This window comes from Marinomonas sp. G8-14, from assembly GCF_055808935.1.
In genome coordinates, this window is sequence record NZ_CM147891.1 from 3,280,258 (window position 1) to 3,306,486 (window position 26,229).

The window sequence follows — 26,229 nt, forward strand, 5'->3', positions numbered from 1 at the left end:
TCAACATGCGAGTAATCGATAAATTTTCCGTCGCGCTTTTCATCGCCATTAGCTTTCATGTGCTAATGGTGATGGCAGTTGGCTTCGATTTTCAGTTGCCCTCTCCCAAGCCAAAAACACTGGAGGTCACACTGGTTCAACACACAACAAGCGCCCCCACGGAAGCCGACTTTATTGCACAAGCAAACCAACAAGCCAGCGGCACAGAGATACGAAAACAAAAACTCACTACCACTGAAGAAGCACGCTTTTTAGCAGACACGATTCAGGAAATATCCCCTCCTATCCAACCTCAACTTGCTTCAGCAGAGCCGATTGACGAGCCAAATTTGCTAGCGACAACCAATCAAGAAGCTGTTTTTGAGATAGTGAATGATACGGAGCAAGAGCCAAAAACCTTAGAAGAGCAGTTTCGAGGAGAAACGCAACTTCCCAGTCACCTTTCCAATGATATTGCGACGTTAGAGGCTTTACTGGACCAACAACGACAATCCTATGCCAAACGACCAAGAATTCGCCGCCTCACCTCGGTCTCAGCTAAGGCCGCCATTGACGCTCAATACCTTGACGATTGGCGTCGTCGCATCGAACGCATTGGCAACATTCACTATCCAGAAGAAGCAAAACGCAACCATTTATATGGTGAACTACGCCTCGCCGTGATCTTACTGCCAAATGGCTACGTGGATGATATTGAAGTACTGCACTCCTCTGGCATCAGAGTATTAGATGATGCCGCCATGCGTATTGTTCGCCTTGCAGAACCCTTTCAGATATTCCCCAGTGAACTAAAGAAAGAAGTCGATAAGCTGGAAATCATTCGTACATGGCGCTTTGTACCGGGCAACCAACTCCAAAGCCAATAATGAATCTCTATTCCATTCTAATCTTATTGCATAAAAAAACCCTCACTTAGGAGGGTTTTATTGTCTCAACAACGCAACGCTAAAATCAGTCGAACTGACCATCGCCCATTGCCAGACGTATTTTTTTCATCGCGTTTTTCTCGAGTTGACGAATACGCTCAGCAGAAACGCCATACTCATCCGCTAAATCATGCAAGGTCGATTTCGCATCAGACAACCAACGTTGTACCAAAATGTTTCGGCTACGCTCATCAAGATCAGCCATCGCCACTTCAAGACGCTGATTAGAGTCTTCTTCCCAATTGCCGTTTTCAAGTAACATGGCTGGATCTGAGCGGTGATCCTCTAGATATTGAGATGGCGCTTGAAACGCACTGTCGTCATCGTCATCAGCGGATGCATCAAATGCCATATCAGAAGAGCTTAAACGCCCTTCCATTTGGCGAACCACTTCTGGGGTCACACCTAAATCACTGGCAACCGACTCTACTTCAGAATTGCTGAACCAAGATAGAGATTTCTTTGCACTGCGAAGGTTAAAAAACATTTTTCGCTGGGCTTTCGTCGTCGCGACTTTCACGATGCGCCAGTTCTTCAGAATAAATTCATGAATTTCGGCCTTGATCCAATGCACCGCAAACGAGACAAGGCGCACACCAACTTCTGGATTAAAGCGTTTAACGGCTTTCATCAAGCCAACGTTGCCTTCTTGTATAAGGTCACCTTGTGCTAGACCGTATCCAGAGTAACTTTTCGCGATATGCACAACAAATCTTAGATGCGACATAACCAGCGTACGTGCCGCCTCAAGATCTTCTTGATAATAAAGACGATCTGCCAGCACTTTTTCTTCGTCGGCCGTTAAAATCGGAATTCTGCTAATGGCTTGTATATAGGATTCTAGGTTTTGACCTGGAATCATCATATCTGTAGGCTGAAGAGCTTTACCCATCTCTATTTCCACCTTTCTCGTTGTTCATGCCTGTATGACAAAATACTACCAAGTAAATTCTGCTTGTGTGTGACATAAATGTGAATAAACCATGGCTATTATCTTTGTAGTGATTTTAGCCTTTCATCGTCACTGCAGCTCAATGTTTGAAATATGTCGGCTAACCGCAATCCACGCGCCAACAACACCAACCAATGCGCTTATAGTTAAACATAAAATAATTTCATCTGCATTAAAAGTCTGTAGTTGAAAGCCGCTCTGATAGAGCTCAATCAGCCGCTCAGCAGGCGCACTTACCCACCAGCTAAGCAAGAGAATACATAGGCTGGCAAACAAACCACCCAAAAGCCCAAACCACAGTCCCATATATAAAAAAGGTCGACGTATATAAGCATCTGTCGCACCCACTAACTTCATTACCAAGACTTCATCACGACGACTTTCTACCGCCATACGAATAGTGTTGCCTACAATTAAAAACACAGCAACAATCAATAACACAGACAACGCATAGACAAATCGTTGCCCAAAACTCAGTATATTGGCAAGACGCTGTAACCATTGTGCATCCAATTCTGCATACTCCACTTCCTTTTGTGCCGCCAGTTGGTCCCGAAGGGCTTGTAAACTGGCCAGAGTGTTCACATCGACAGTAAGCGTAGGAATCACTCGTAATACAATCGGCAAGGGGTTTTCAGGTAACGACGCCATAATTTGCTCATAGCCACTGGATCGCTCAAAATAACGTAAGCCCTCTTCTTTAGAAATGTACTCAACAGAAGCCACATTATCCAAAGAAGACAGACGATGAGACAAGGCAAGCGCTTGTGTGTCTTCTAAATTGGGAAAAAGGTACAAGGTAATAACCGACTGTTGCTCCCATTGGTCTGTCATCGATTGCACATTTTTCAACAACACATACAAACCGCCCGGCAAAGACAAGGCAATGGCAATCACCATCACCGTCATAATGCTGGCCAATGGATAACTGACCAGTCGCATAAAGCTTTCTGTTAGTGTTTCTTGGTGCTGACGAAAGTACTTAGTAGGGCTGAAAGAGGCTCCGCGTTGGCCAGTTATGCTTGGTCGCCTTAATGGACTCTCTAGTCGCGCCTCGTTGATTGGGTTTTTGCACCATTTAGGCAAACCCTCCGTCATTTACCATTCGACCTTGACTTAAAGTCAAAACACGATGACGCATACGAGCAACCAGTGCCAAATCATGACTGGCGACAAGAACCGTGACACCCACGCGATTAAATTCCTGAAACAAATTCATGATTTCAGCTGACAACTTAGGATCCAAATTCCCTGTCGGCTCATCCGCTAACAACAGCTGTGGCTTATTCACCACGGCGCGGGCAATGCCAACTCGCTGCTGTTCGCCGCCAGATAAGGCCATTGGATTGTACTTTTCTTTATCTAATAAACCGACTTTATCCAAAGCAGCGCGCACTCGCTTAGCAATCTGCTGAGAGTCTGCTCCGCTTACTTGCAACGGCAAGGCCACATTATGGAAAACACTTCTGTCCAATAACAACTGATGATTTTGAAAGACCACGCCTACTCGGCGACGATGATGGGGAATGGCTCTACGACTCAGTGTTCGCAAATCCACACCATCAACCAAAATCTGGCCCGAAGTTTGACGCTCAATCATCATCATGAGTTTCATTAAGGTACTTTTACCGGCACCCGAATGACCAGTAAGAAAGGCCATTTCGCCCTGCTGCAAATGAAAACTCACCTGCGACAGTGCTTCTTGTCCACTCTCGTACTTTTTTCCCACTCGTTGAAATTCGATTTCCACGCTAATCCAGCATCCTTAAATTAGAAAAAAACAGTAAAAAAAGCCAATCACAACTTACTCACTATCAAACAAGGCATCGACAAACTCTTGTGCCACGAAAGGACGCAAATCCTCGGCCTGCTCGCCCACACCAATATAACGTATAGGTAAAGCAAACTGTTTCGCAATCGCGAAAATAATACCACCTTTAGCGGTACCATCCAGTTTCGTCAGCGTAATACCGCTCACGCCAACGGCTTCAGAAAACAACTTCGCCTGACTGATAGCATTTTGACCTGTGCCTGCATCCAGCACCAGCATCACTTCGTGTGGCGCTTTTGCATCCAGTTTTTTCATCACACGAACCACTTTCGACAACTCGTTCATCAAATTGGCTTTATTTTGTAAACGACCGGCCGTATCCGCTATGACGATATCAATGCCTTTCGCCTTAGCGGACTCAATAGCATCGTATATAACCGATGCAGAGTCGGCACCGGTATGCTGTGCCACAACAGGAACATTATTGCGCTCACCCCAGACTTGCAATTGTTCAACCGCCGCCGCACGAAAAGTATCGCCCGCTGCCAACATAACACTTTTGCCTTCTGCCTGATATTTTTTCGCCAGTTTGCCAATCGTTGTCGTTTTACCGACCCCGTTTACACCCACCATTAAAATAACAAAGGGCCCATCTTGACTAACTGGGTCCAAGACCTGCTGAGACTGACTCAGAATACTTTCCATATCGGCTTTCAAATGGGTCAGTAAGGTGGCCGAATCTTTCAGTTCTTTACGATTAAGCTTATCGGTTAATCCACTGATCAAGGCTTGAGTGGCATCAATGCCAACATCCGCCATCAACAATTGCGTTTCCAATGCTTCTAATAAATCGTCATCGACTTTTTTATGCCCCCCAATAACTGATGACAACCCGCTCCCTAAACCACTGCGTGTACGCGACAAACCCGACTTGATACGCTGAGACCAAGACAGCGATGGTTGCGGCGGAGTAGTCTCCTGCGTCACAAGCATCTGGCGCTTGAGTGTATTTGTCTCGTTATCATCCTGTACGTCAGCAGTAGTCGCTTCGTCTTCAGACTCATGCGACATGACAGCAGAATCCTGAGCGTCTTGTTGTTTAGCAGTCGCGATACTGGCATTCATTTTTTGGACAAAACGACGACGAATCACGAAAGCGATAATGGCTAAAAGCGTACCAATGATAATTGGAACATAACGCGCATACTCACCAAGATACGGAGTAAAAAAAGCAACAATTTGATTAACAACTTCCATTAAATCGATCTCTTTATTTTGACTGATGCAGGAAACAAGGGTGAAATGCTATGATTAGACACAGCACCACATATACAAACACTTAGAAACCATTATTTTAACATTATTCTGGCTCGCAAACAGGCTTAGTTTTAATCAACCGCCCTTCTCTTTCTAAGGTAAATTATGTCCGATAGTAACAAACCTCTTTTTAGTCGCCCCGTATTAGCGGCCATAATGTTGTTCTGCACATTAGCAATTTGGCTACTTAACCTCACGGCACCAGGCAAGAAACTGGCTACTCCCAGTATTGAAACCTGGACCACAACATCGGGCATTCCTGTTATCTGGCTAAAACAAGAGCAATGGCAAGAAAGTGACAAATTGGAAATTCGCTTTACTTTTCGCGCGGCGACTACCAACACACCACTGATTCAGACAACTCTTGCCCTTTTGATGAGCGACTCATTGCCACTTAGTACAGCGTCAATTAATCAAAGACTAACGCCTTTAGCGGCGAGCGCAAGCAGCTATTATGATCACGAAAGGCAAAGTATTGGTATTACGTTAAGCAGCGACCCTCAATACTTAGTACCCACGCTATCTTTGCTTAACAACTGGCTAACAGCACCGGAATTCAAACATCGCACTTTTGAGAATTGGCAGCGCCAACAACAGAACAACCCACAGATACAACATCAACTAGAAGAAATTTTATTTTTTGACAACACCCAACCACAAAGAGAATCGGACAATGTCACGATATCTCTACAAGACGTTTCAAACTATTATCAGCACCTAACAACGTCTGCGACAGCCATCTATATTATCGGCGATATGTCAGCAGAAGCCAAAATGGCTATTCAAAATGCAATCAACACTATTAGCCAAGATTATCGTCTATCCAATGAGACAGTAGACAACATCCAACATGCTCCGCTTAGTGCGACCATTCAACAACAGGAAGGTGAACTTTGGCAAACGCGCAGCGCCTTGGCGCTGACGCCCATCACCTCTGTTGAGGACTGGATCAGTTTACAAATATGGGGAGCCGATTTGGTTGCCACGCTAAATCAACAACCACACATTGATTTTGCTCAACTTACCTTAATACTGTCACCACAAAATCCTTGGGCATGGTGGAGTATTCAATATGGCAACAATATCAATACTGACTTACCTACCGATGACGCTATGCGTTTTATCAATGCCAAGAGCCTTATTTTTGTTGAAGAGGTACCGTCCATCAACCATCCCAAAACCTTCAAAATGCTATTAGACAACTTCAAGCAACAACTCGAGCAACAAAGCTTATCGCCCACTTGGTGGAGCAACATCGCCACCCAAGTCACGAATCAAAATGGTCCATTAACGTTGGAAAAATTCGCTACAGACTACCAAGAAGCCATTAACAACTTTTCAATAGAAGAGTACAAAACCACCCTTAAAACCCTATTAAAGCCATCGTCCTATCAAGAGATTCAGGTCTACCAATGAAAAAACAAACACCCAGTAGTGCGGTAAACAAAAGCAAAGCGAAGGCATCAAAACTGCGTATCATCGCGGGTGAATGGCGATCTCGCCAAGTACCAATCCCCAATGTTGAGGGTTTGAGACCCACACCAGACAGAGTAAGAGAAACGCTGTTTAACTGGATTAATCACCATATTCCAGGAGCAGTCTGTGGCGATCTGTTTTGTGGTTCAGGCGCGCTGGGCTTAGAGGCTTTATCACGTGGCGCCAAACATCTTACGTTTGTGGATAATTCACGCATAGTGTCACAACAAATGACCGCCAACTTAGCCACACTAGGCGCGACAGACAGAGCCAAGGTGATCGCTCAAAACGCCGCCGTTTTTCTAGATACCGTGACGCCACATGCGATGGATATCGTATTTTTAGATCCCCCTTTTCGCAAAGGCTGGCTTGCTCAAATTATTCCATTACTAGAAAAAGGCTGGCTCGCATCACATGCTTTGGTCTACATCGAAATGGAAAAAGAAGCCGAATTACCAACCCTACCTACTCACTGGTCTCTAATAAAAGAAAAACAGGCTGGGCAATTGGTTTATCGGCTATTTGACATCAATAAATAAACACGAAGCCCTAACCAAATTAGGGCTTTTTTTGCACCCAAACCATACGCCGCACCATAACAGGACAAATAAAAGTCACTTTGCGTATTGTCCGCTCCAACATAACAGGTCATTTTGTATTTTTAGCACGATGCTTGCATATATCTAAACCACTAGGTGTTACTTATATTGCGCACTCACTCTAACACTTCTCTATAATCAGGAAAGTCATCATGCTAGCCAACCTATCCTTTAAGACAAAATTATTATTGCTGCTTGTTACAGCCGTTCTGGGTTTCATCATAGTAACCTTTGTTGCCATGAAAGGGCTTTCCTCCCAGCAAGATGCCAATAACGAACTAAGAACGTTATCCAAAATTCAGGCATCAAATGATCAGCTAAGCATTCATATGCTCGAAATTGCCGATAAACTAAGGTCCATTTCAGTCGACAACTACGCGGACTATGTTGCGAGCGCCAATCAGCAAATAGAACAAAACAACCAAACTATTAACGCGAATATCCAACAAGCTCATAGCCTAGAATTAAAACGTACATTGGAAGACAACCTCATTGAAATGAACAATTACAGCCAAGCTTTAATGGCATTAATTGGCAAGCTTTACATTATTGGTTTCGATTCCTCCTCAGGCTTACGTGGCAGTATCGACAAAATGGGTCTAGAGATCAGTGACGATATACAAAGTCTCAGTTTACTAAAGCGAGAGTTTACCAACGTGCGTAAAGCAGAGGCGAGCTACCTATCAGATCCAAAAGACAGCACGTTAGCCGAATTTAACGAAAGTTTTTCTCGTTTTGATAACCGGATAGAGAACTTTGGTTTTCAAGATACACATGGTATTAAAGCCAATGCCTACCGTGATGCCCTTATTCAATATGGGAAAGAATACCAATCTCTTGATACCGTAGAAGCCAAGTTTACTGAACAAAAAGAACGCTTTAATGACAGCCAACTCAAGGCCAGTCAATTGATTGAAGCGGCCATCATGCAAGCCGAAACCGACGCCGAAAAAAGCTCTAACCAAGCCAACATCACTCTTCTTAGTGTCAGCACTGCCGTCATCATTTTCGCCGCTTTGCTTATGGTTGCCATTGGTCGCAGTGTTAATACGACCTTACACAGCATCATTACTGACCTAAACAAGGTAAAAAAAGGGGACATGTCGTCCAAAGCGATAATTAACAAAAAACGTAACGATGAGTTTGACCAACTCAGTCAATCGCTAAATGAAATGACAAATGGTTTGGGGGACGTTCTCAAAGATGTGGTATCCACAACAGATAATGTCAGTACCATGTCAACCGATCTAAATAACACCATCAACAGCATTGCCAGTAGCAACCACCTAGTCAATCAGCGTACCCACTCATTAGCATCAGCCACCGACGATATATCAAGCCGCTTAAACGAACTATCCAGCACCACAAATACACTTAGAGCCCATTCTAACGACACCTACCAGTCGGCAAAATCCGGAGCAGACACCATTAAAATGGTATTAAGCAGCATCACCGATACTGTGAATATTGTAAATATGACCAGCCATCAACTTGATGAGCTTGGCCGTTTATCCAAAAACATCGACAACGTCATTGCCATGATCAATGATCTTGCTAGCCAAACCAACTTACTTGCTCTAAATGCCGCCATCGAAGCTGCCCGCGCTGGAGAAGCGGGGCGCGGCTTTTCCGTAGTAGCTGACGAAGTGCGGGCTTTGGCAGAAAAAACCGTCGACGCCACTTCGAAAATCACAGACATCGTCAATACCATTCAGCAGTCCACTCAGACAGCCATTAGTACCATGGAAGGTGGGCAAAACAACTTAAGAATCATCAGCGAAAATGGCAGCAAGGCCGAAGAAGCCATGCGTGACATCGAAAACAATGCCATGACAGGGTCACAATCCACCGACTCGATGGCTAACGCCATTCAAGACGTTGCCAGTACCGCTATACAAATGAGTACCGAGATGGAAGAAATTGCACAACAACTCAGCCAAGATACCAGCTCTATCGATATTTTGGCTGACAAAACAAAACAAATTCAGCGCCTGTCAGCTCAACTTGCCGAAAAAACACAAGTTTTCACACTCGCTTAAACAAGCCACCGGAAAGGAAGCGCTGGTATGGTCAAAAAATGACAACGCCAGCGCTTCTCAAAGACGACCATTCTATAGCAACCTCTTGATGACACTAGACGCAAACGATAGACTGTGTAGCATCACTCATCGATGAACCTTCCCACGCTTCTTCACGGGAATTCGAGCACTTTCTTTAGGACTTTACTTTAGGATAAAAACAAACCTATGCCGGACGTCATCCCAGCCGACTCTGTTGGTATTGTTACGCCACAGATTGCGCAATTCGACACACCGTTGGCACTGTCCTGCGGACAAACCTTGTCCTCGTATCAGCTAGTTTACGAGACTTATGGCACCCTAAATAAAAACGCGTCTAATGCGATTTTAATTTGTCACGCCCTAAGCGGCGACCATCACGCGGCAGGCTATCACACCAGCTCGGATACCAAGCCAGGTTGGTGGGATACCGCAATAGGGCCTGGTAAAGCTATCGATACCAATAATTTTTTTGTAATTGCCCTTAATAACTTGGGCGGTTGCTGCGGCTCAACCGGACCAACCAGCATCAACCCAGCTACAGGACAACGTTGGGAAGCCAGCTTTCCCATTGTCACTGTAGAAGACTGGGTTGAAAGTCAGGCGCGTTTAGCCGATTTGCTTGGTATTCAAACCTTTGCAGCCATCGTGGGTGGAAGCCTTGGCGGCATGCAAGTACTCGAATGGAGTATCCGCTTCCCTACCCGCTTAAAATCCGCGGTGATCGTCGCTTCCGCACCAAAACTATCGACACAGAACATCGCCTTTAACGAAGTCGCACGTCAATCCATTCGTCGTGATCCTGACTTTTTTGACGGCAATTACCTAGAAAATAATTCCGTTCCAACCAACGGCCTTGGTTTGGCCCGCATGTTAGGTCACATTACCTATCTGTCAGACGATGCCATGGGCGCAAAGTTTGGCCGCCAAATGCGCTACGACAGCTACCAGTACAATTATGGCATTGAATTCGAAGTCGAAAGTTACCTACGCTATCAGGGTGAAGCCTTCACCAAACGTTTTGACGCCAATACCTACATGCTGATGACTAAAGCATTAGATTATTTTGATCCAGCTGCGCAAACGGGCGGTGACTTATCTGCAGTGCTGAGTCGAGGCTCAGTGTGAATTTTTGCTGGTTTCTTTTACCACTGACTGGCGTTTTTCACCAGAACGCAGTGAAGAAATTGTTAACGCATTGGTTAAAGCTGGCAAACCGGTCTCTTACGCAAAAATTGAAGCAACAGAGGGCCATGACGCCTTTCTTTTCCCTATTCCTCGCTACATGGCTGTGCTAAACACCTTTTTAACGCGCATCGCCAACAGCTTAACGACGGAGACCCTATAAATGCGCTCTGACTTAGAAATGATCGATGAATGGATTCAACCCAATATACGAGTGCTGGATTTAGCTTGCGGTCCAGGTGAACTGCTTCACCACCTGATCCAAAACAAAAAAGTCAGTGGCTATGGATTAGAAATTGGCCCAGACGATTTAAATATCTGTATAGAAAAAGGCATCCCGGTTCTTGAGCAAAACATTGACGAAGGTCTACAAAACTTCGATGACCAAAGCTTTGACCTAGTACTGATGACGCACGCGCTGCAACAGTTCCGTCGTCCCGACTTATTGATTGATGAAATGCTGCGCATCGGCAAAGAATGCATTATTACCTTCCCGAACTTTGGTCATTGGCGCAGCCGCCTACATTTGGCGTTAAAGGGCAGAATGCCCGTGTCGGATTTCTTGCCATACAACTGGTATGACACACCCAACATTCACTTTTTTACCTTTCAAGATTTTGAGCGTTTATGCCATGAAAAAAACATCAAAATCCTACGTTGGGCCGCGGTCGATGGTCACCTAAAAGACCATTGGTGGATTCGCTCTATGCCCAATTTATTCAGTGAAACGGCCATCTTTCATATCAGTCGTTAAACGATACCTCACACACAAAGGCGGCCAATCAGCCGCCTTTGTTTTAAAGAATGACAAAGGAAAAACCGATGAACAGCACCATCGTACTCGCCAGCAATAATGCTGGAAAAATCAAAGAATTCAATGCCTTGCTTAGCGATATGGGAATCGACGTTAAGCCGCAAAGCGAATTTAACGTTGAAGAAGCCGAAGAAACTGGCTTAAGTTTTATTGAAAATGCGATCCTTAAAGCACGCCATGCTTGCGCACAAACGGGTTTGCCTGCATTAGCCGATGATTCCGGCATTGAAGTGGATTATCTTAACGGTGCACCGGGCATTTACTCCGCTCGTTTTGCTGGCGAACATGGCAACAACGACGCAAATAACGCGCTGCTGTTGGAAAAACTAGCGGGCGTGCCTGAACTGCAACGTACCGCTCGTTTTCATTGCGTACTAGCTTACATGCGCCATAAAGACGATCCGACCCCACAAGTCTTTCATGGTGTATGGGAAGGTCGTATTTTAACGTCGACAGAAGGCCAAGAAGGCTTTGGTTATGATCCAATATTTTATGTACCAGAATGCGCTTGCAGCGCCGCTAGCTTACCAAAAGAAGTAAAAAATCAAATTAGCCATCGTGGTAAAGCCTTAAAACAGCTGTTTGCCGCGTTTAAGCAATCCCCTTCTCTGCTACCGGGTAACGCATTTTGAGTCGTCAATTACCGCCACTGAGTTTGTACATTCACTTACCTTGGTGCGTGCGTAAATGTCCTTACTGTGACTTTAACTCCCATCAAGCGGATCGCTTCGAAAGTAATGGCAAACTGCCGGAAGACGCTTATCTAGCACAACTTCTGGCAGATTTAGACGCCGATTTACCTTATGTGGCTGGACGGAAAATTCAAACGGCTTTTATTGGCGGCGGCACGCCCAGCTTGATGAGCGAAGACTTCTATTATCGTTTAATGGACGCGCTACGTGAAAAGCTGAGTTGGGCTGACAATGCCGAAATCACCATGGAAGCCAATCCAGGGACGTTTGAGCAAGAAAAATTTCGTCATTTTCGCCAAGCGGGCATTAATCGTTTGTCCATCGGTATCCAAAGTTTTCAGCCAAACCTGTTGAAAACCCTAGGAAGAATCCACAATCGCGAAGAAGCGATACACGCTGTGGATAAGTCGAGAGCCGCAGGCTTTGACAACATTAACCTAGATTTGATGCACGGTTTACCAGACCAAAGTTTAGAAATGGCAATGGAAGATTTATCATTGGCCATCGAATTGAGCCCTGAGCACTTATCTTGGTATCAACTGACCATAGAACCCAATACTGAGTTCTATCGTCGTCCTCCCACGCTTCCTGAAGACAACACCTTGTGGGGCATTCAGGACGCAGGGCAAGCACTGCTCACCCAGCATGGTTATGCTCAGTATGAAGTGTCAGCGAACTCGAAAGATAATCGACGCGCCGCACACAATCTTAACTATTGGCGTTTTGGCGATTATATAGGGATCGGCGCGGGCGCCCACGGCAAGATCACATTAGTTAATGGTGAAATATTTCGTACACGAAAGACTCGCCACCCAAATCATTACTTAAACAATCTGCCTGAAGCGCTAATCATTAAAGAGGCTATCGAGCAAGAAGACTTACCTATTGAATTCATGATGAATCGTCTGCGTTTATTCGAAACCTTCGATTTAAAGGATTATGAGCGATTTACCTATCAAAGTGTGCCATTTTCTCTGATAAAAGCCTGTGAAACCGCACTAAAACAAGGACTTTTAGACCACGATGAATGGACACATCAACGTATTAAAACCACAGAAAAGGGTAAGCTATTTCTCAATGAATTACTCGAGCTGTTCCTTCCTTAAACCTGATCGTACGGGCCATTTTGTTTACTATAATTTGACATCTAATTAAATTGATGTAACTCTTACCCAGTTAAAAATGAAAAAAGGCCATCCTCGATGGCCTTTTTTCGCTTAATTAAAAACACACCGTAGTGTGAACATTTCTAATTCCTTTGTCTTTTTAAACGAAAAATAACGCTATTTTGACTCTTTGATTCGCGGCTTCACTCAATTTATACATGAAACCGAAATTATGAATGAATTGTGAAAATAGGACAAAATACGTCGCATTAAGAACAATCTGATAATGAGAATTCTTTTAGTGTGAACTAACGAGGCTGTATAAAAAACACTCATGTTGATTTTCGTTTAAAAAGATTAGAAAGATTTCCACTAATTCAGGAGAATGTTTATGAGTAATAAAGTACCTGAAAGTGGTCGGGCAGAATACAACACATCGTACAAAGTAGGACAAGATAACATTCAGTTTCTTGGCCTAGATGTACTTAATCCTGTGTTTAGTACCAGTGCTTTGATCATTTTTGCATTCATTATTGGCAGTATTCTTTTCCCAGCGGATGCTAGTGCGGTATTGTCTGGAGCCAAAAACTGGTCAATCAATAATTTTGATTGGTTCTTTATGGTCGCTGGCAACATCTTTGTCCTTTTTTGTTTACTCTTGATTGCATTACCCTTGGGTAAAATTCGCTTAGGCGGTACAGAAGCTAGAGCAGAACATTCCACTATTACTTGGTTCTCAATGCTGTTCGCTGCAGGTATGGGTATCGGTCTGATGTTTTGGAGTGTGGCTGAGCCTGTTGGTTACTATACAGCTTGGTACGGTACACCTTTTGATGTCGCGGCTAACACACCTGAAGCACGCGATCTCGCCATGGGTGCCACCATGTTTCATTGGGGTCTTCATCCATGGGCCATTTACGCGGTCGTTGGTTTATCTTTAGCCTTTTTCGCTTACAACAAAGGCCTACCTCTGACAATCCGTTCTGCTTTTTACCCATTATTTGGTGAAAAAGTCTGGGGAGTTATTGGTCATGTAATCGATGTAATTTCCGTGATTGCAACGATTTTTGGTTTAGCGACCTCACTTGGTTTTGGTGCACTACAAGCCGCTGGTGGTCTCAATTTCTTATTCGACATTCCTAATACGTTAACGACGCAAATCCTTGTGATCTGTGGTGTCACCGCCGTTGCTATCGTGTCTGTGGCACGTGGTCTAGAAGGCGGTGTAAAACTTCTTTCTAATATCAACATGATTATTGCCGCTGCCTTGGCAATATTTATTGTCATCGTGGGCCATACCGGCGCTATTTTTGCGGCCATGGGTTCTTATTTATTTAACTATGTTGAAAACATCATCCCTCTGAGTAATTGGATTGGTCGTGATGACACAACCTTCTACCATGGCTGGACTGTGTTTTATTGGGCTTGGTGGATTTCTTGGTCACCATTTGTCGGTATGTTTATCGCACGTGTTTCTCGTGGTCGTACTGTTCGTGAGTTCCTAGTGGCGGTTCTATTGGTCCCAACGGTTGTTTCTCTTGTGTGGATGTCTATTTTTGGTGGTTCCGCTTTAGAGCAATCTGCCAACGGTATTGGTGCATTAGCCGACGGCATTGGCGACTCATCACTAGCCATGTTCCAAATGTTTGCAAACCTACCGTTAACAGGTCTGATTTCTTTTGTTGGCATCATTCTAGTATTGGTCTTCTTTGTCACGTCTTCCGACTCTGGTTCTTTGGTTATTGATGGTATTACTGCTGGCGGTAAAACCGATGCGCCTATGATTCAACGTGTTTTCTGGGCTGTTCTGGAAGGCATTATCGCCATTGCTTTACTTGTTGGCGGTGGGTCTGAAGCACTTGGTGCGATCCAAGCGGCGGCCATTACTATTGGTCTACCATTCACTTTGCTCATGTTAATCATGTGTGCGAGTTTATGGAAAGGTCTGCATAGCGATATGCACCTTTATAAATAAACAACTCAACACAACGCAAATGATGTAGATCGTTTGCGTTGTGTTGTTTTTATAAATACTTTATTATCCGCGTTCTCTTAGGGGAGTAATCTTCTTTGCACATCCTGATGTATGTTGCAAAGATTCTTTGTCAACATAATTGAGCCTCAAGCTCGTGGCAAAGAAGTCCTGATCGAATTGACGGGATTGATGAGACTTAAGACAATAACTTGGCTCAGGTGGGCACAGGTTCATTGTCTTTTGTTTTATTGCCCACCTAGGACCTATCAAAAATGGAAGCATTACTTACTTCTATCTCTACTGTTGCCCTTGCTGAAATGGGCGATAAAACCCAACTTTTGGCTTTATTCCTTGCAACGCGTTTCGCCTCTAAAATGTCAATTGTTCTCGGAATTCTTGCAGCCACATTGCTCAATCATGCTTTGTCGGCTTGGCTAGGTGTTGAAATTGCTCAGTGGATTCCAGTAAGTGCAATTAGCTGGATTGTTGGGCTAAGCTTCATTGCTGTTGGGCTATGGTTATTGATTCCAGATAAAGACGACAGCGAAGACAGCCAAGTCCTTAAATACGGTGCCTTTGGCGCAACCTTTGTGTTGTTTTTCCTAGCGGAAATCGGTGACAAGACTCAAATTGCTACGGTTCTATTGGGCGCACACTACGGCAGTGTTTGGATGGTCTTAATTGGCTCAACGGTTGGCATGATGCTGGCGAACGTGCCTGTTGTTTTCGCAGGACGTTGGATTATGGATAAAATCAATGCGGACCGCACTCGTCAATTGGCTTGCTTACTTTTTCTTATCATGGGAATAGTGACCATAGCATCGCCATTACTGTCATAAATAAGCTCCACTAAACGGGAAGGGTACGATGGACGTCGAATTAACAGAAATACTCGAGGCACTTTGCCAACACGCACCATTCAATGAGATTGCTGACGACCCACAGCTCAACGACATGGTTAAGGAAATCGAGATCCAGTATGTTCGTGCTGGTGAGTGGGTGATCGCTCCAAGTGCACTGAATAATACGCTTTTCTTTATCCGTAGTGGTGCCATAGAGGTGCTGAGTAAGGAAAATAAGTTAATTCGACGCATGAACGAAGGAGAGCTATTTGGCTACTTTTCTCTATTACGTGGTGGCAAATCATCGCAAGCCATGCGAACCATTGAAGACAGCTTGTTGTACCGCATCCCTGCCCGCTGGTTTATCAAACTATACGAAGAGAACGACAATTTTTCAGACTTCTTTGAATTGGCGCGCGAAGTGCGCCTACGTGTGGCAATGGATTCACAAAGCTCAGACGTGTCGTTAATGACGTGTCCCGTAGCCAGCCTGTTAAGACGCCCTCCTATTAGTACCGATATCCGTTCAAACATACGCATCGCAGCGCAAATTATGGCGGAGCATAGAGTGTCTAGTTTGCTCATCACGGAAAATGGTGAGCTTATCGGTATTGTGACCGATCGAGATTTACGGACTCGTGCCGTTGCCCAAGGCCTTGCCTACGACACGCCGATTGCAGACATAATGACTCGTGACCCAATTGTCATGGACAGCGGTGATTATGCCGCTGAGGCCGTACTAAAAATGATGGAGCGTAATGTTCATCACATTCCAGTGGTGAAAAACGGTCGTCCTATCGGTGTCGTGAGCACTGGGGACATCATTCAAAAAGAAAGCCACGGTAGCATTTACCTCATCAGTGACATTTATAAGCAAACTAACATTGAAGGTTTAAAAAGTATTAGTCGCAAGATGACCCATACCTTTACCCATCTGGTCGTAGCCGATGCCAATACGAAAATGATTGGTAACGCCATGTCGCACATAGGCACCGCCTTTGTGAAACGCTTGCTGCAACTTGGCGAAGAAAAATTCGGCCCGCCGCCTGTGCCCTATTGCTTTATCGCGCTTGGCTCACAAGCGAGAGAAGAGCAAACCATAAAGACCGATCAAGACAATGCGCTGATATTAAGCGATAAGTACGACAAACAGGTACACGGCGACTATTTCGAGGCACTAACAGATTGGGTCTGTCGGCACCTAGATGACTGTGGCTACGACTTGTGCTCTGGCGACATCATGGCATCAAACCCACGCTGGCGTCAGCCGCTCAGTGTTTGGAAGGAAAACTTCAGTGAATGGATTCAAAGGCCCAAGGCTGAAGCACTATTACGTCTGTCTATCTTTTTTGATTTGCGTGGCGTCTATGGTGATAAAACGCTCGCCTTCCAACTCAATCAACACATACGCCGTGAAGCGCAACAGCACTCCGGTTTTTTAACCTTTATGGCTCGCAACGCCAATCAACGCAAGCCACCGCTAGGCTTCTTTAGACAGTTTGTTCTGGATGGTGAAGGCAAGCAATCCCGTACTTTTAACCTAAAAGAGAGAGGCATTGCGCCTATCATAGATATTGTCCGAGTACATGCCCTAGCCTGTGGCAGTGATAAGTTAAACACGCTAGAACGTATCGAAGACATAGAGGCGGCAGGATTATTACCAGATGGTCGCGCCAAAGATCTTGCCTTGGCCTTAGAAATGATAGGTATGGTGCGCATTCGACATCAAAAAGAGCAAATAGAAGCGGGTGAAGAACCTAATAATCACGTCAATCCTGAAAACTTGTCCTCCTTTGAAAAACGTCATCTACGAGATGCATTTCATATTGTTTCGCGCCAACAGGAATTTATTAAATTTCGCTACGCAGGAAAACGCAGCTAATGGCCAGACCCTTATTCAAAAACAAACCCAAAAAGGACATTCAAGACTGGCAAGCCATGTTTGCCCAATGGGCAGAAGAAGCGCCAGAAGGAGCACTGAAACGTTACTATCAGGCGGGGATGATTACACCACAAACCTCATTGCAAAATACGCCATTACTGGCCTTAGATTTGGAAACAACAGGACTAGATCCGAGCCAAGATGAGATCATCAGTCTTGGCTTGATTCCGCTGAGCGACAAAATCATTCGTTGCCAAGGTGCCCAGTATTGGATGGCAAAACCTGAGCGAGCGTTAAATGCAGAATCCGTCACTATTCACGAAATCACTCATTCCGAATTGGCGGAAGCACCGCCACTTGAAGCGATTTTAGACCAGATTTTAGCCGCACTAACAGGCCAAGTAATCGTTGTTCATTGCGTGGCGATTGAGCGTCAGTTTCTACTAGAAGCCTCGATGAAAATCTACGGCTTCCCATTGTATTTTCCCGTACTGGATACCATGGATATTGAGCGCCACATTATTTACAAGCCATGGTGGAAGCGCTTTGGCAGACAACCTTCGTTGCGCTTAGACGCTTGTCGTCAGCGCTATAAATTACCTCGCTATAAAGCACATCATGCACTCACTGATGCCTTATCATCGGCGGAATTACTACAAGCACAAATTGCCCATCACATGGACCCAACAGCCGATATCGCCAATTATTGGCTGTGATAATGACCATTTGTAGATAACAATCACGCCAAAACAGAATGAGAGTGTTCCGTGTTAATGTACTTGGACTCAGAAATAGCAGGGCAACTTTCACGAACCACAAGTTCCGTTTCTAATACCACATCTTTCGCTTCCCTAAGACCTAGAAAAACCTCGGCGGCAACACGGCCTTTTTCAACCGTTTGCTGGTGAATGGTCGTGATCGAAGGATGAATATTTCCACCCTCTGCAATGCCATCAAACCCCACTACTTGCAGATCCTCCGGCACACGTAACCCCATATGCAACGCGGCTTGTACAGCAGCAATCGCAATACAATCACTCATACAAAGCAATAACTGAGGGCGCTTGGCCATGGTTAACGCTTCACGCGCCGCCTGGTAAGCCAGCTTATGATTGTTCTCAGGGATATTCCAAATATGTTCCGATGCAACCGATAACTGATGTTCTTCTAGCGCTTGAAAATAACCATACAACCGCTGAATGGAAATAGATGCCGCACGATCGAACAGCTCATCTTCACGTATCCGGCACACACGATCGGTCGCCAACAAACTCAAGCCCAAAATCGCCACCGCGTCTGGCTTGTGCTGCAAGGCGTGACAGGCTATTCGGTAAGCACCACTGTGATTTTCTATATTGACCGAGGTGGTACCTGGAATAAAACTGTCCACCGTGATGATGTTCTTATTCGGCATCAACCAAGGCGCATTAATGCATTGCTGAGGCTTATGACCATAGACGATAAAACCATCCACCATAGACGATTGCATACGACTCTGCGCGTCCTGCTCGACTTGATCAGATGACAATAACAACATGTTGTATTCGTTGGCTTCAAATACCTCTGCCATACCTTTTAAGAATTGATTGGCAACAGGATCCGTTAAACTGTAACTAAGATCATCAGATAACACGATACCAACAATCCCAGTGCGACCGGTTCGTAAACTTCGAGCAGCAGCATTCGGGCCAAAGTAGCCCATTTTTTCGCATTCACTCAGAATATTTTCACGTAGAGTCGCCGACAATTGATCGGGACGATTAAAGGCGTTTGAAATGGTTGCTGTGGATACTGCTAACCGCTCAGCCACATCTTTTAAAGTCAGTTTTTTTATGTTTTTTGTCATACTAACCACTCGTAACCACGCTTCACAAAAAAGAGCTTTGACAAACAAACCGATTTACGTAAAACGCAAACCGGTTTGTTAACAACAATGCTCAATACATTGCGCAATAACGCTTAAGACAGCTTAGCGTAAAACGCTTGATAAGCCGGTAAAGTCAATGTTTGTCCATCTAACGTAGACGTAAAACCATGCCCGTCCACTTCAACCAAGCCACTGTTTACAGTAGCCTGCTGAGTATCACTCGTCATGTTTAGTACTACGAGCAAGCGATTACCTTGATATTCACGTACCAAACCAATTAATTGCGCATTACCTACATCCAGCTGAGACAACTCACCGTTAACCAAAACTGGCTGCTGCTGACGCCAATGGATCAACTGACGCACCTTATGCAACAAAGCCTCCGGATTGGCTTCCTGCTGCGCCACACTCAATGGCAAATGATTTGCATCAACGGGCAACCAAGGTTCTACCGTTGAAAATCCACCTTGCTCCGAATCATCCCACACCATTGGCGTACGACAACCATCACGGCCTTTAAACACCGGCCATAGTGGAATGCCATAAGGATCTTGAATACGCTCAAACGGCACCTCGGCTTCAGGTAACCCCAGTTCTTCACCTTGATACAAACACACACTGCCACGTAAGGACAGAATCAGCGCCAAAGCAACTAGCGGGTAAGCTTCTGGATCTTCGTCAGCTCCCCAACGTGTGCGCGAGCGAACGACATCGTGATTCGACAATGCCCAGCACGGCCAACCATCACCGACAATTTCTTGCATATTTTTTAGTACGTCACGGATATATTCCGGTGTATGTGGTTTATTCAAAAAATCAAAGGTGTAGGCCATGTGCAGCTTATCGCCGCCAGAAGTGTATTCCGCCATGCGTTTCAGTGGGAAATCATCACCAATTTCACCTACCGTTGTACTGCCTGGAAACTCATCCATCATCGCACGCATGTCTTTCAAGAAATCTAAGTTTTCCGGACGGCTCAAATCATAGACATGACGCTGATATGTATAAGGGTTATCGTGTGGTGCGCCCATCGTTTTTGGCTCACCCGCTGGCACAGGTGGGTTGTCTTCCAAACCTTCGCTATGGAAATAGAAGTTCACCGTATCCAAGCGGAAACCATCCACACCAAGCTCTAACCAGAAACGCATATTATCTAGGTGCGCCTGACGAACATCTGGATTATGGAAATTAAAGTCCGGCTGAGACTCTAAAAAGTTATGTAAATAATACTGCAAACGACGGCTATCCCATTTCCACGCGCTGCCGCCGAAGATGGATAACCAGTTATTTGGTGGCGAGCCATCTGGTTTTGGATCCGCCCATACATACCAATCGGCTTTAGGGTTGGTTTTATCTTGACGACTCTCTTCAAACCAAGGGTGTACATCGGCTGAGTGACTGATCACCTGATCAATCATGACTTTTAAGCCCAATTCATGAAGCCCGATCGATCAGAGTTTTAAAATCTGCCAACGAGCCAAACATCGGATCGATATCACGATAGTCCGATACATCGTAACCAAAGTCTTTCATTGGCGAAGTAAAGATAGGCGAAAGCCAAATAGCATCCACACCAAGTGAAGCGACGTAATCTAACTTACTGGTAATACCAGCCAAGTCACCCACGCCATCACCATTTGCATCCATAAAACTACGTGGGTAAATTTGATAAATAATCCCACCTTTCCACCAGTTCAGATTGGTTGTCATCAGACTCTCCAAAAAAGATAAAACATGGGACAGTGCTTAACACCACCCCAATGAGAAATAACGGACAACTTAACGAGTATACGATTGCTCGTTTTCATCAAATAAATGCATTTTTTCAGGTAAAGCAGACAAATGAACCTTATCACCACGCTGAGTTTTTAAGGTGCCCGCTTGTTTGGCGATAATCATGTCATCACACCCAGGTACTTTGACATACAACAAGGTCGCCTCCCCTAGAGACTCCACAAATGACACATCACCCGACAAGAAAGCCTGTTCTTGCGTATCAACCACCACCATGTCTTCTGGACGAATCCCAAAGAAAGCCGGCTTAGACTGCTCTGCGGAGTCGGTTTTAATAGGTGTATCAACCATCACCGAAGAAGACAAAGCAACACGAGTCTGTTCGCCTGCTTTTTCAATTCGACAAGGCACAATATTCATCGCAGGCGAACCAATAAACTTCGCCACAAAGACATTTGCAGGATGCTCATACAATTCTAATGGCGAGCCCCACTTGCTCAATATTACCAGCGGATAACAAAACAATTCGATCCGCTAATGTCATGGCTTCCACCTGATCGTGGGTCACATAAATCATGGTTGAATTCGGCATACTGTCTTTTAAATTGGCAATCTCCATTCGAGTCGCCACACGCAACGCCGCATCCAGATTAGACAAAGGCTCATCAAACAAAAACACCTTCGGACGACGCACAATCGCACGGCCAATCGCCACACGCTGACGCTGACCACCAGAAAGGGCTTTAGGCAAACGATCCAAATACGGTGTTAGCTGTAACATATCCGCTGCCTTGCGTACTTGTTGATCAATATCGGCTTTGCTCACCTTTGCGATTTGCAAACTAAACGCCATATTGTCGTATACGGACATATGCGGATACAAAGCGTAACTCTGGAACACCATCGCAATACCACGTAAAGCGGGTGGGATGTCATTCACCACCTGACCATCGATCTCCAAAGTACCAGACGAAATTTCTTCCAGTCCCGAAATCATCCGTAGCAAAGTAGACTTGCCACAGCCAGATGGACCAACAAACACAATAAACTCGCCTTGCTTGATGTCCAAGTTAATATCTTTTAGAACTTCTACTTTGTTTGAGTAGATCTTTTTAACATGGGTTAACTTTACATCTGCCATGATTCAATTGCCTCAATTTAAATACTGACCTTAAGTAGGGAGCCAGCTCAACCCACTCGTATAGGTATAAGTAATGTTATTTCACAGAAGCCGCTAGCAGGCCGCGTACCAAGTAACGCTGCAAACTAAAGAAGACACACAAAGGAACAATAATGGTGATAAAGGCGGACGCTGTCAGAATTTCCCAGTTACCACCTCGAGAACCCAATAGTTCACGCAGCTGCCCCGTTAACACCAAATGTTCTTCATTGTTGCCAAGAAATACCATAGCGATCAACAAGTCATTCCATACCCAAAGGAATTGGAAAATGGCAAATGACGCCAAAGCAGGGAAAGACAAAGGCAAGATGATTTTACGGAAAATATCAAAGTCTGAGGCACCGTCAACACGAGCTGACTCAATAATTTCGCCCGGTAATCCCGCAATATAATTACGTAATAAATAAATCGCCAAAGGCAAACCGAAGCCCGTATGAGCCAGCCAGATGCCCACGTAAGTTTTTGATTCCACACCAAAAAACTCACCAATCAGGTTGTAGCTTTTTAACAATGGAATCAAGGACATTTGTAGCGGTACAACCAACAAACCAACCACTGCCGCAACCAATAAAGCCCGACCAGGAAATCTCATCCACGCCAAAGCATAAGCCGCAAACGCTGCCACCAAAATAGGAATAATGGTTGCCGGTATGGTCACGGTTAAAGAATTGATAAAAGACTTACCTAAACCTTCTGTACTCAACACTTCACGGTAATTATCCAAGGTAAAGCGGGGTGGAATTTCTGCCGTATAAAAAATCCGCTGACTGCGCCCTTGCCATGGCGTTGGAGAAGAAAACACATAGTCACCATTCTCCATCACCTGCAATGTTTGGCCTTTTCTAAGGTCTGCAACCGTACCAGCGTCAAATGCTTCAGGTTCCAAAGAACTAAAACCAAACTTAGTCACAGAGCCAGAAGCTCCCTCCAAAATATTACCGCGAATAACAAACTGATCCCCTTCTTGGACCTGTGTTTTAGGATCGTTTGCTCGAGCAATAATCAGCTGTTCTGACGTTGACAACGCTGTCCACCAGCCAGATACAGATAACTGATCCTTGTCTCGAATAGAGGAAATAAACAAACCAGCTGTTGGAATGGTCCAAATCACCACTAAAAACAACACAGTGGCATGAACCAAATAAGTCAATGGCGACCGTTTCGAGGATGCAATCATATTAGCGCCCCTCCATTTCTGCGTTTGCACGCTTAATATTCCACACCATAATTGGAATCACCAACACCATAATCACTATCGCGATAACCGCGCCACGACCAAAATCACCGCCACCACGGAACATCCAATCAAACATCTGATTGGCTAATACTTGCGTATCCCATTGGCCATTCGTCATCGCCAAAACAATATCAAAGACTTTCAACACCAGTATGGTGATCGTCGTCCATACTACCGCAATGGTTCCCCAAATTTGTGGCACCATAATTTTAAAGAAAATTTGTAAACCATTTGCCCCATCGAGTACCGCCGCCTCAATAGTTTCATCGGGAATGCCACGTAATGCAGCAGATAAAATCACCATAGCAAATCCCGTTTGGATCCAGACCAAAATGATCATCAAAAAGAAATTATTCCAGAAAGGAATAGTGATCCAGTTTTGCGGTTCACCCCCAAAGAACACCACAACGGCATTTAACAAACCAATTTGTGCATCGCCGCCGCTGCGGTAATCATAAATAAACTTCCAAATCACCGAGGCACCAATAAAGGAAATTGCCATCGGCATAAAGATAAGACTTTTAGCAATATTGCCCCACCAAATACGATCCGTCATGGTGGCAATAATCAAACCAAAAAAGGTCGCAGCGGTCGGCACAACGATCAGCCACAACATGTTATTTCGGAAGGATTCGAAAAACTCATCACTACCAAATAACCACGTGTAATTGGACAGGCCGACAAATTCTTCACCACTACGGTCGAAAAAAGACAAACGAATAGAGTCGATCACCGGGTAAAAAAGATAAAACGTCAGCAATAACACGGCAGGGCCGAGAAACAACCAAGGACGAATACTGTTAGCAATGCGTAGGTTACTAGCGACTTGTTGTGCAGGGCGATTTTTCGTCGGGAAAATCTTGTCTAGAAGAATGTTGGAGCCATAAAAGTAGACAGCACATCCCAATACACCCAATATCATGGTCACTAACGCGGAAGCGAGCTGGGCCATAGAATCTCCAAAAATACATACAGCACATGAGATAACTCATTAGGTTACTCATATTTATTTGGCAACAAAGGACGAAAACCCCTAAGCACACACTGGCTTAGGGGTTCTATAGAAGTATTACTTCAAAGCATCCCATGTTTTTTGAATGTCACGAGCCACTTCTTTGGCATCTTTACCGCCGGTGTAGTCCACCATGCCAGTCCAGAACGAGCCCGCGCCGATTTTGCCTGGCATCAAATCAGACCCATCAAATCGGAAAGTGGTAGCATAGCGTAAAATTTCGCCTTGCTTCTTCGCGGCTTCACTTGAATACAGTTCAGGATTAGCACCTAAATGTGCCGATAAGAAACCCGTTTGTGCCATCCACAGCTCATGAGCAATCGGTGAGCGAATGAAATCAATAAAGGCACGCGCCCCTTTCGAATCATTGGTAATACTCATCAAAGTCCCCGCACCTAAGACTGGATTACCCAAATCTTTGGACGCATACGATGGGAAGTAGAAGAAATCTGCGTCTAAACCAAGCTTAGTACCTTCAGGGAAGAAAGCCGGAATAAATGACGCTTGACGATGCAAATAACACTTAGGAGGAGACTGGAATAAACCTTTTGGGCTATCACGGAAATCCGTCGACGATACGGCACCCGCACCACCATCAACAAACTTATCATTGCGCGCGAACCAGCCAAACTCTTCAATCGCACCCACAATACGTGGGTCATCAAACTTAATGTCGTTAGTTACCCAACCATCATAGACAGACGCTGGCTGAGTACGGAGCAATAGATCTTCTACCCAATCCGTCGCAGGCCAACCTGTTGCCGCACCAGAACCTAAACCAATACACCATGGCGTACCGCCATCAGCAACGATCTGTTCGGTTAGCGCTTTTAGGTCTTCCATGGTTTCAGGGACCTCATAACCTGCATCGGCAAAGTTATCTGGCGAATACCAAACCAAAGATTTCAAATCAGCGCGATAGAAAACACCATAGAAATCGTCTTGTCCTTTCTGGTTTTTAAATGTCGCAAGATCAACCCAAGACTGACCTGCCGCATAGTCTTTTACTACGGCATTTTTGACAGTATCGCTAAGCGGACTAATAAAGCCTTTTGCCGCCAAGTCTGCTGCCAAACCAGGTTGTGGAAAAACAGAAATATTAGGCGCACTACCAGCTTGGGCATCGATCACTATTTGCTGTTCAAAAGAATCTGAACCAGCATAGTTCACTTTTGCACCAGTGGCTTTTTCAAAGTAGGCAATTACACGTTCGAAATTGGTTTTCTCGTCTCCCATCCAAGGACCGAAGACAGAAACAGTTTCACCAGACAAGTTAACGGATTTTAAAGCATCATAGCTGCTCCAACTAAAACGAGCGTCTTCACCTGGTGCAAATAAAAGGTCAGCTGCGTGCACAGCGTTTGTGGATAGTGTCAGGGCGACCGCCACAGACAATAGAGATTTTTTCATCATTGCTCCTCACAGGCTGGCTTGGGAAACCCATAGCATGCCTTTGTTTTTATTATCATAGGTCGAAACAAGGTAAACATGTCTTCTATAAGGATTAAGAAGAAATTTGATTATTCACAAACAAATCACGCCCTTCAAGGGCTTAGACTCCTTAATATTGACTTAATTATTTTTAAAATTTAGTAGATTCTCACC

The 26,229-nt window shown here is 44.9% G+C and carries 19 protein-coding genes, 3 pseudogenes and 1 riboswitch; of the genes and pseudogenes, 12 read left to right on the top strand and 10 right to left on the bottom strand.

Annotated features, from left to right (window positions below; genetic code table 11):
- The first annotated feature begins 5 nt into the window (after positions 1–5).
- Positions 6–866 (top strand): energy transducer TonB, encoded by an 861-nt coding sequence (locus AC0L6V_RS16765; protein WP_265219516.1) that lies wholly within the window; start codon positions 6–8, stop codon positions 864–866.
- Positions 867–951: 85 nt separating this feature from the next.
- On the opposite strand, the gene rpoH is transcribed toward AC0L6V_RS16765, so the two are convergent.
- From rpoH to ftsY, 4 genes are all read right to left on the bottom strand, one after another.
- Positions 952–1,818, bottom strand: a complete 867-nt coding sequence (gene rpoH / locus AC0L6V_RS16770) for an RNA polymerase sigma factor RpoH (RefSeq protein WP_265219517.1) — start codon at positions 1,816–1,818, stop codon at positions 952–954.
- Between the two features lie 129 nt (positions 1,819–1,947).
- A complete protein-coding gene (gene ftsX / locus AC0L6V_RS16775) occupies positions 1,948–2,976 on the bottom strand; it encodes a permease-like cell division protein FtsX (RefSeq protein WP_418138446.1) in 1,029 nt (342 codons plus the stop codon).
- Positions 2,957–3,628: a cell division ATP-binding protein FtsE gene (gene ftsE, locus AC0L6V_RS16780; protein WP_111605941.1), complete on the bottom strand. Its 672-nt coding sequence runs from the start codon at positions 3,626–3,628 to the stop codon at positions 2,957–2,959. Before ftsE ends, ftsX begins: the two co-directional genes overlap by 20 nt.
- Before the next feature lie 54 nt (positions 3,629–3,682).
- Complete coding sequence (gene ftsY / locus AC0L6V_RS16785) at positions 3,683–4,906, bottom strand: signal recognition particle-docking protein FtsY (RefSeq protein WP_265219520.1); 1,224 nt, start codon at positions 4,904–4,906, stop codon at positions 3,683–3,685.
- A gap of 165 nt (positions 4,907–5,071) precedes the next feature.
- On the opposite strand from ftsY, the gene AC0L6V_RS16790 reads away from it, so the two are divergent.
- The 11 genes and pseudogenes from AC0L6V_RS16790 (at position 5,072) to AC0L6V_RS16840 (ending at position 18,310) form a co-directional block, all read left to right on the top strand.
- Positions 5,072–6,382 carry a peptidase M16 family protein gene (locus AC0L6V_RS16790; protein WP_265219521.1) on the top strand — a complete coding sequence of 437 codons (1,311 nt, stop codon included), beginning with the start codon at positions 5,072–5,074 and terminating at the stop codon, positions 6,380–6,382.
- Positions 6,379–6,981, top strand: a complete 603-nt coding sequence (rsmD, locus tag AC0L6V_RS16795) for a 16S rRNA (guanine(966)-N(2))-methyltransferase RsmD (RefSeq protein WP_265219522.1) — start codon at positions 6,379–6,381, stop codon at positions 6,979–6,981. The genes AC0L6V_RS16790 and rsmD overlap by 4 nt, the downstream gene beginning before the upstream one ends.
- Positions 6,982–7,193: 212 nt before the next feature.
- Positions 7,194–9,080, top strand: a complete 1,887-nt coding sequence (locus tag AC0L6V_RS16800) for a methyl-accepting chemotaxis protein (protein ID WP_409418808.1) — start codon at positions 7,194–7,196, stop codon at positions 9,078–9,080.
- A 207-nt stretch (positions 9,081–9,287) separates the two neighbouring features.
- Positions 9,288–10,446: pseudogene (metX, locus tag AC0L6V_RS16805) on the top strand (homoserine O-succinyltransferase MetX).
- Entirely contained in the window at positions 10,447–11,037 is a 591-nt protein-coding gene (gene metW / locus AC0L6V_RS16810) for a methionine biosynthesis protein MetW (protein ID WP_265219526.1), read from the top strand.
- A 68-nt stretch (positions 11,038–11,105) separates the two neighbouring features.
- Positions 11,106–11,729 carry an RdgB/HAM1 family non-canonical purine NTP pyrophosphatase gene (rdgB, locus tag AC0L6V_RS16815; RefSeq protein ID WP_265219528.1) on the top strand — a complete coding sequence of 208 codons (624 nt, stop codon included), beginning with the start codon at positions 11,106–11,108 and terminating at the stop codon, positions 11,727–11,729.
- Positions 11,726–12,895, top strand: coding sequence for a radical SAM family heme chaperone HemW (hemW, locus tag AC0L6V_RS16820; protein WP_265219530.1), 1,170 nt, complete (start codon positions 11,726–11,728; stop codon positions 12,893–12,895). Before rdgB ends, hemW begins: the two co-directional genes overlap by 4 nt.
- Positions 12,896–13,286: 391 nt before the next feature.
- Complete coding sequence (locus AC0L6V_RS16825) at positions 13,287–14,870, top strand: BCCT family transporter (RefSeq protein ID WP_265219531.1); 1,584 nt, start codon at positions 13,287–13,289, stop codon at positions 14,868–14,870.
- A 67-nt stretch (positions 14,871–14,937) separates the two neighbouring features.
- Positions 14,938–15,134: riboswitch (yybP-ykoY riboswitch) on the top strand.
- 8 nt (positions 15,135–15,142) lie between these two features.
- On the top strand, positions 15,143–15,709 hold the full coding sequence (locus AC0L6V_RS16830) for a TMEM165/GDT1 family protein (RefSeq protein ID WP_265219532.1): 567 nt from the start codon (positions 15,143–15,145) through the stop codon (positions 15,707–15,709).
- A 28-nt stretch (positions 15,710–15,737) separates the two neighbouring features.
- The gene (locus AC0L6V_RS16835; RefSeq protein ID WP_265219533.1) at positions 15,738–17,594 is read left to right on the top strand and encodes a putative nucleotidyltransferase substrate binding domain-containing protein; all 1,857 of its coding nucleotides are present in this window, start codon (positions 15,738–15,740) and stop codon (positions 17,592–17,594) included.
- The gene (locus tag AC0L6V_RS16840; protein WP_265219534.1) at positions 17,594–18,310 is read left to right on the top strand and encodes a 3'-5' exonuclease; all 717 of its coding nucleotides are present in this window, start codon (positions 17,594–17,596) and stop codon (positions 18,308–18,310) included. Before AC0L6V_RS16835 ends, AC0L6V_RS16840 begins: the two co-directional genes overlap by 1 nt.
- A 23-nt stretch (positions 18,311–18,333) precedes the next feature.
- Here AC0L6V_RS16840 and AC0L6V_RS16845 read toward each other — a convergent pair whose 3' ends face one another.
- The 6 genes and pseudogenes from AC0L6V_RS16845 to AC0L6V_RS16870 all read right to left on the bottom strand — a co-directional run bounded on the left by AC0L6V_RS16845 (position 18,334) and on the right by AC0L6V_RS16870 (position 26,034).
- Positions 18,334–19,440, bottom strand: a complete 1,107-nt coding sequence (locus tag AC0L6V_RS16845) for a LacI family DNA-binding transcriptional regulator (RefSeq protein WP_265219536.1) — start codon at positions 19,438–19,440, stop codon at positions 18,334–18,336.
- Between the two features lie 113 nt (positions 19,441–19,553).
- Positions 19,554–21,171: pseudogene (locus tag AC0L6V_RS16850) on the bottom strand (alpha-glucosidase).
- 69 nt (positions 21,172–21,240) lie between these two features.
- A pseudogene (locus tag AC0L6V_RS16855) lies at positions 21,241–22,336 on the bottom strand (ABC transporter ATP-binding protein).
- Between the two features lie 76 nt (positions 22,337–22,412).
- Complete coding sequence (locus AC0L6V_RS16860) at positions 22,413–23,552, bottom strand: carbohydrate ABC transporter permease (RefSeq protein WP_418138447.1); 1,140 nt, start codon at positions 23,550–23,552, stop codon at positions 22,413–22,415.
- 1 nt (position 23,553) lies between these two features.
- Entirely contained in the window at positions 23,554–24,564 is a 1,011-nt protein-coding gene (locus AC0L6V_RS16865; RefSeq protein ID WP_409418813.1) for a carbohydrate ABC transporter permease, read from the bottom strand.
- Positions 24,565–24,681: 117 nt separating this feature from the next.
- Complete coding sequence (locus tag AC0L6V_RS16870) at positions 24,682–26,034, bottom strand: ABC transporter substrate-binding protein (protein ID WP_265219540.1); 1,353 nt, start codon at positions 26,032–26,034, stop codon at positions 24,682–24,684.
- Positions 26,035–26,229 lie beyond the last annotated feature (195 nt).

Coding starts and splice junctions, on each gene's coding strand:
- AC0L6V_RS16765 (WP_265219516.1), top strand. CDS start 6: ATGCGAGTAATCGATAAATTTTCCGTCGCGCTTTTCATCGCCATTAGC.
- rpoH (WP_265219517.1), bottom strand. CDS start 1,818: ATGGGTAAAGCTCTTCAGCCTACAGATATGATGATTCCAGGTCAAAAC.
- ftsX (WP_418138446.1), bottom strand. CDS start 2,976: ATGACGGAGGGTTTGCCTAAATGGTGCAAAAACCCAATCAACGAGGCG.
- ftsY (WP_265219520.1), bottom strand. CDS start 4,906: ATGGAAGTTGTTAATCAAATTGTTGCTTTTTTTACTCCGTATCTTGGT.
- AC0L6V_RS16790 (WP_265219521.1), top strand. CDS start 5,072: ATGTCCGATAGTAACAAACCTCTTTTTAGTCGCCCCGTATTAGCGGCC.
- rsmD (WP_265219522.1), top strand. CDS start 6,379: ATGAAAAAACAAACACCCAGTAGTGCGGTAAACAAAAGCAAAGCGAAG.
- AC0L6V_RS16800 (WP_409418808.1), top strand. CDS start 7,194: ATGCTAGCCAACCTATCCTTTAAGACAAAATTATTATTGCTGCTTGTT.
- metW (WP_265219526.1), top strand. CDS start 10,447: ATGCGCTCTGACTTAGAAATGATCGATGAATGGATTCAACCCAATATA.
- rdgB (WP_265219528.1), top strand. CDS start 11,106: ATGAACAGCACCATCGTACTCGCCAGCAATAATGCTGGAAAAATCAAA.
- AC0L6V_RS16825 (WP_265219531.1), top strand. CDS start 13,287: ATGAGTAATAAAGTACCTGAAAGTGGTCGGGCAGAATACAACACATCG.
- AC0L6V_RS16830 (WP_265219532.1), top strand. CDS start 15,143: ATGGAAGCATTACTTACTTCTATCTCTACTGTTGCCCTTGCTGAAATG.
- AC0L6V_RS16835 (WP_265219533.1), top strand. CDS start 15,738: ATGGACGTCGAATTAACAGAAATACTCGAGGCACTTTGCCAACACGCA.
- AC0L6V_RS16840 (WP_265219534.1), top strand. CDS start 17,594: ATGGCCAGACCCTTATTCAAAAACAAACCCAAAAAGGACATTCAAGAC.
- AC0L6V_RS16845 (WP_265219536.1), bottom strand. CDS start 19,440: ATGACAAAAAACATAAAAAAACTGACTTTAAAAGATGTGGCTGAGCGG.
- AC0L6V_RS16860 (WP_418138447.1), bottom strand. CDS start 23,552: ATGATTGCATCCTCGAAACGGTCGCCATTGACTTATTTGGTTCATGCC.
- AC0L6V_RS16865 (WP_409418813.1), bottom strand. CDS start 24,564: ATGGCCCAGCTCGCTTCCGCGTTAGTGACCATGATATTGGGTGTATTG.
- AC0L6V_RS16870 (WP_265219540.1), bottom strand. CDS start 26,034: ATGAAAAAATCTCTATTGTCTGTGGCGGTCGCCCTGACACTATCCACA.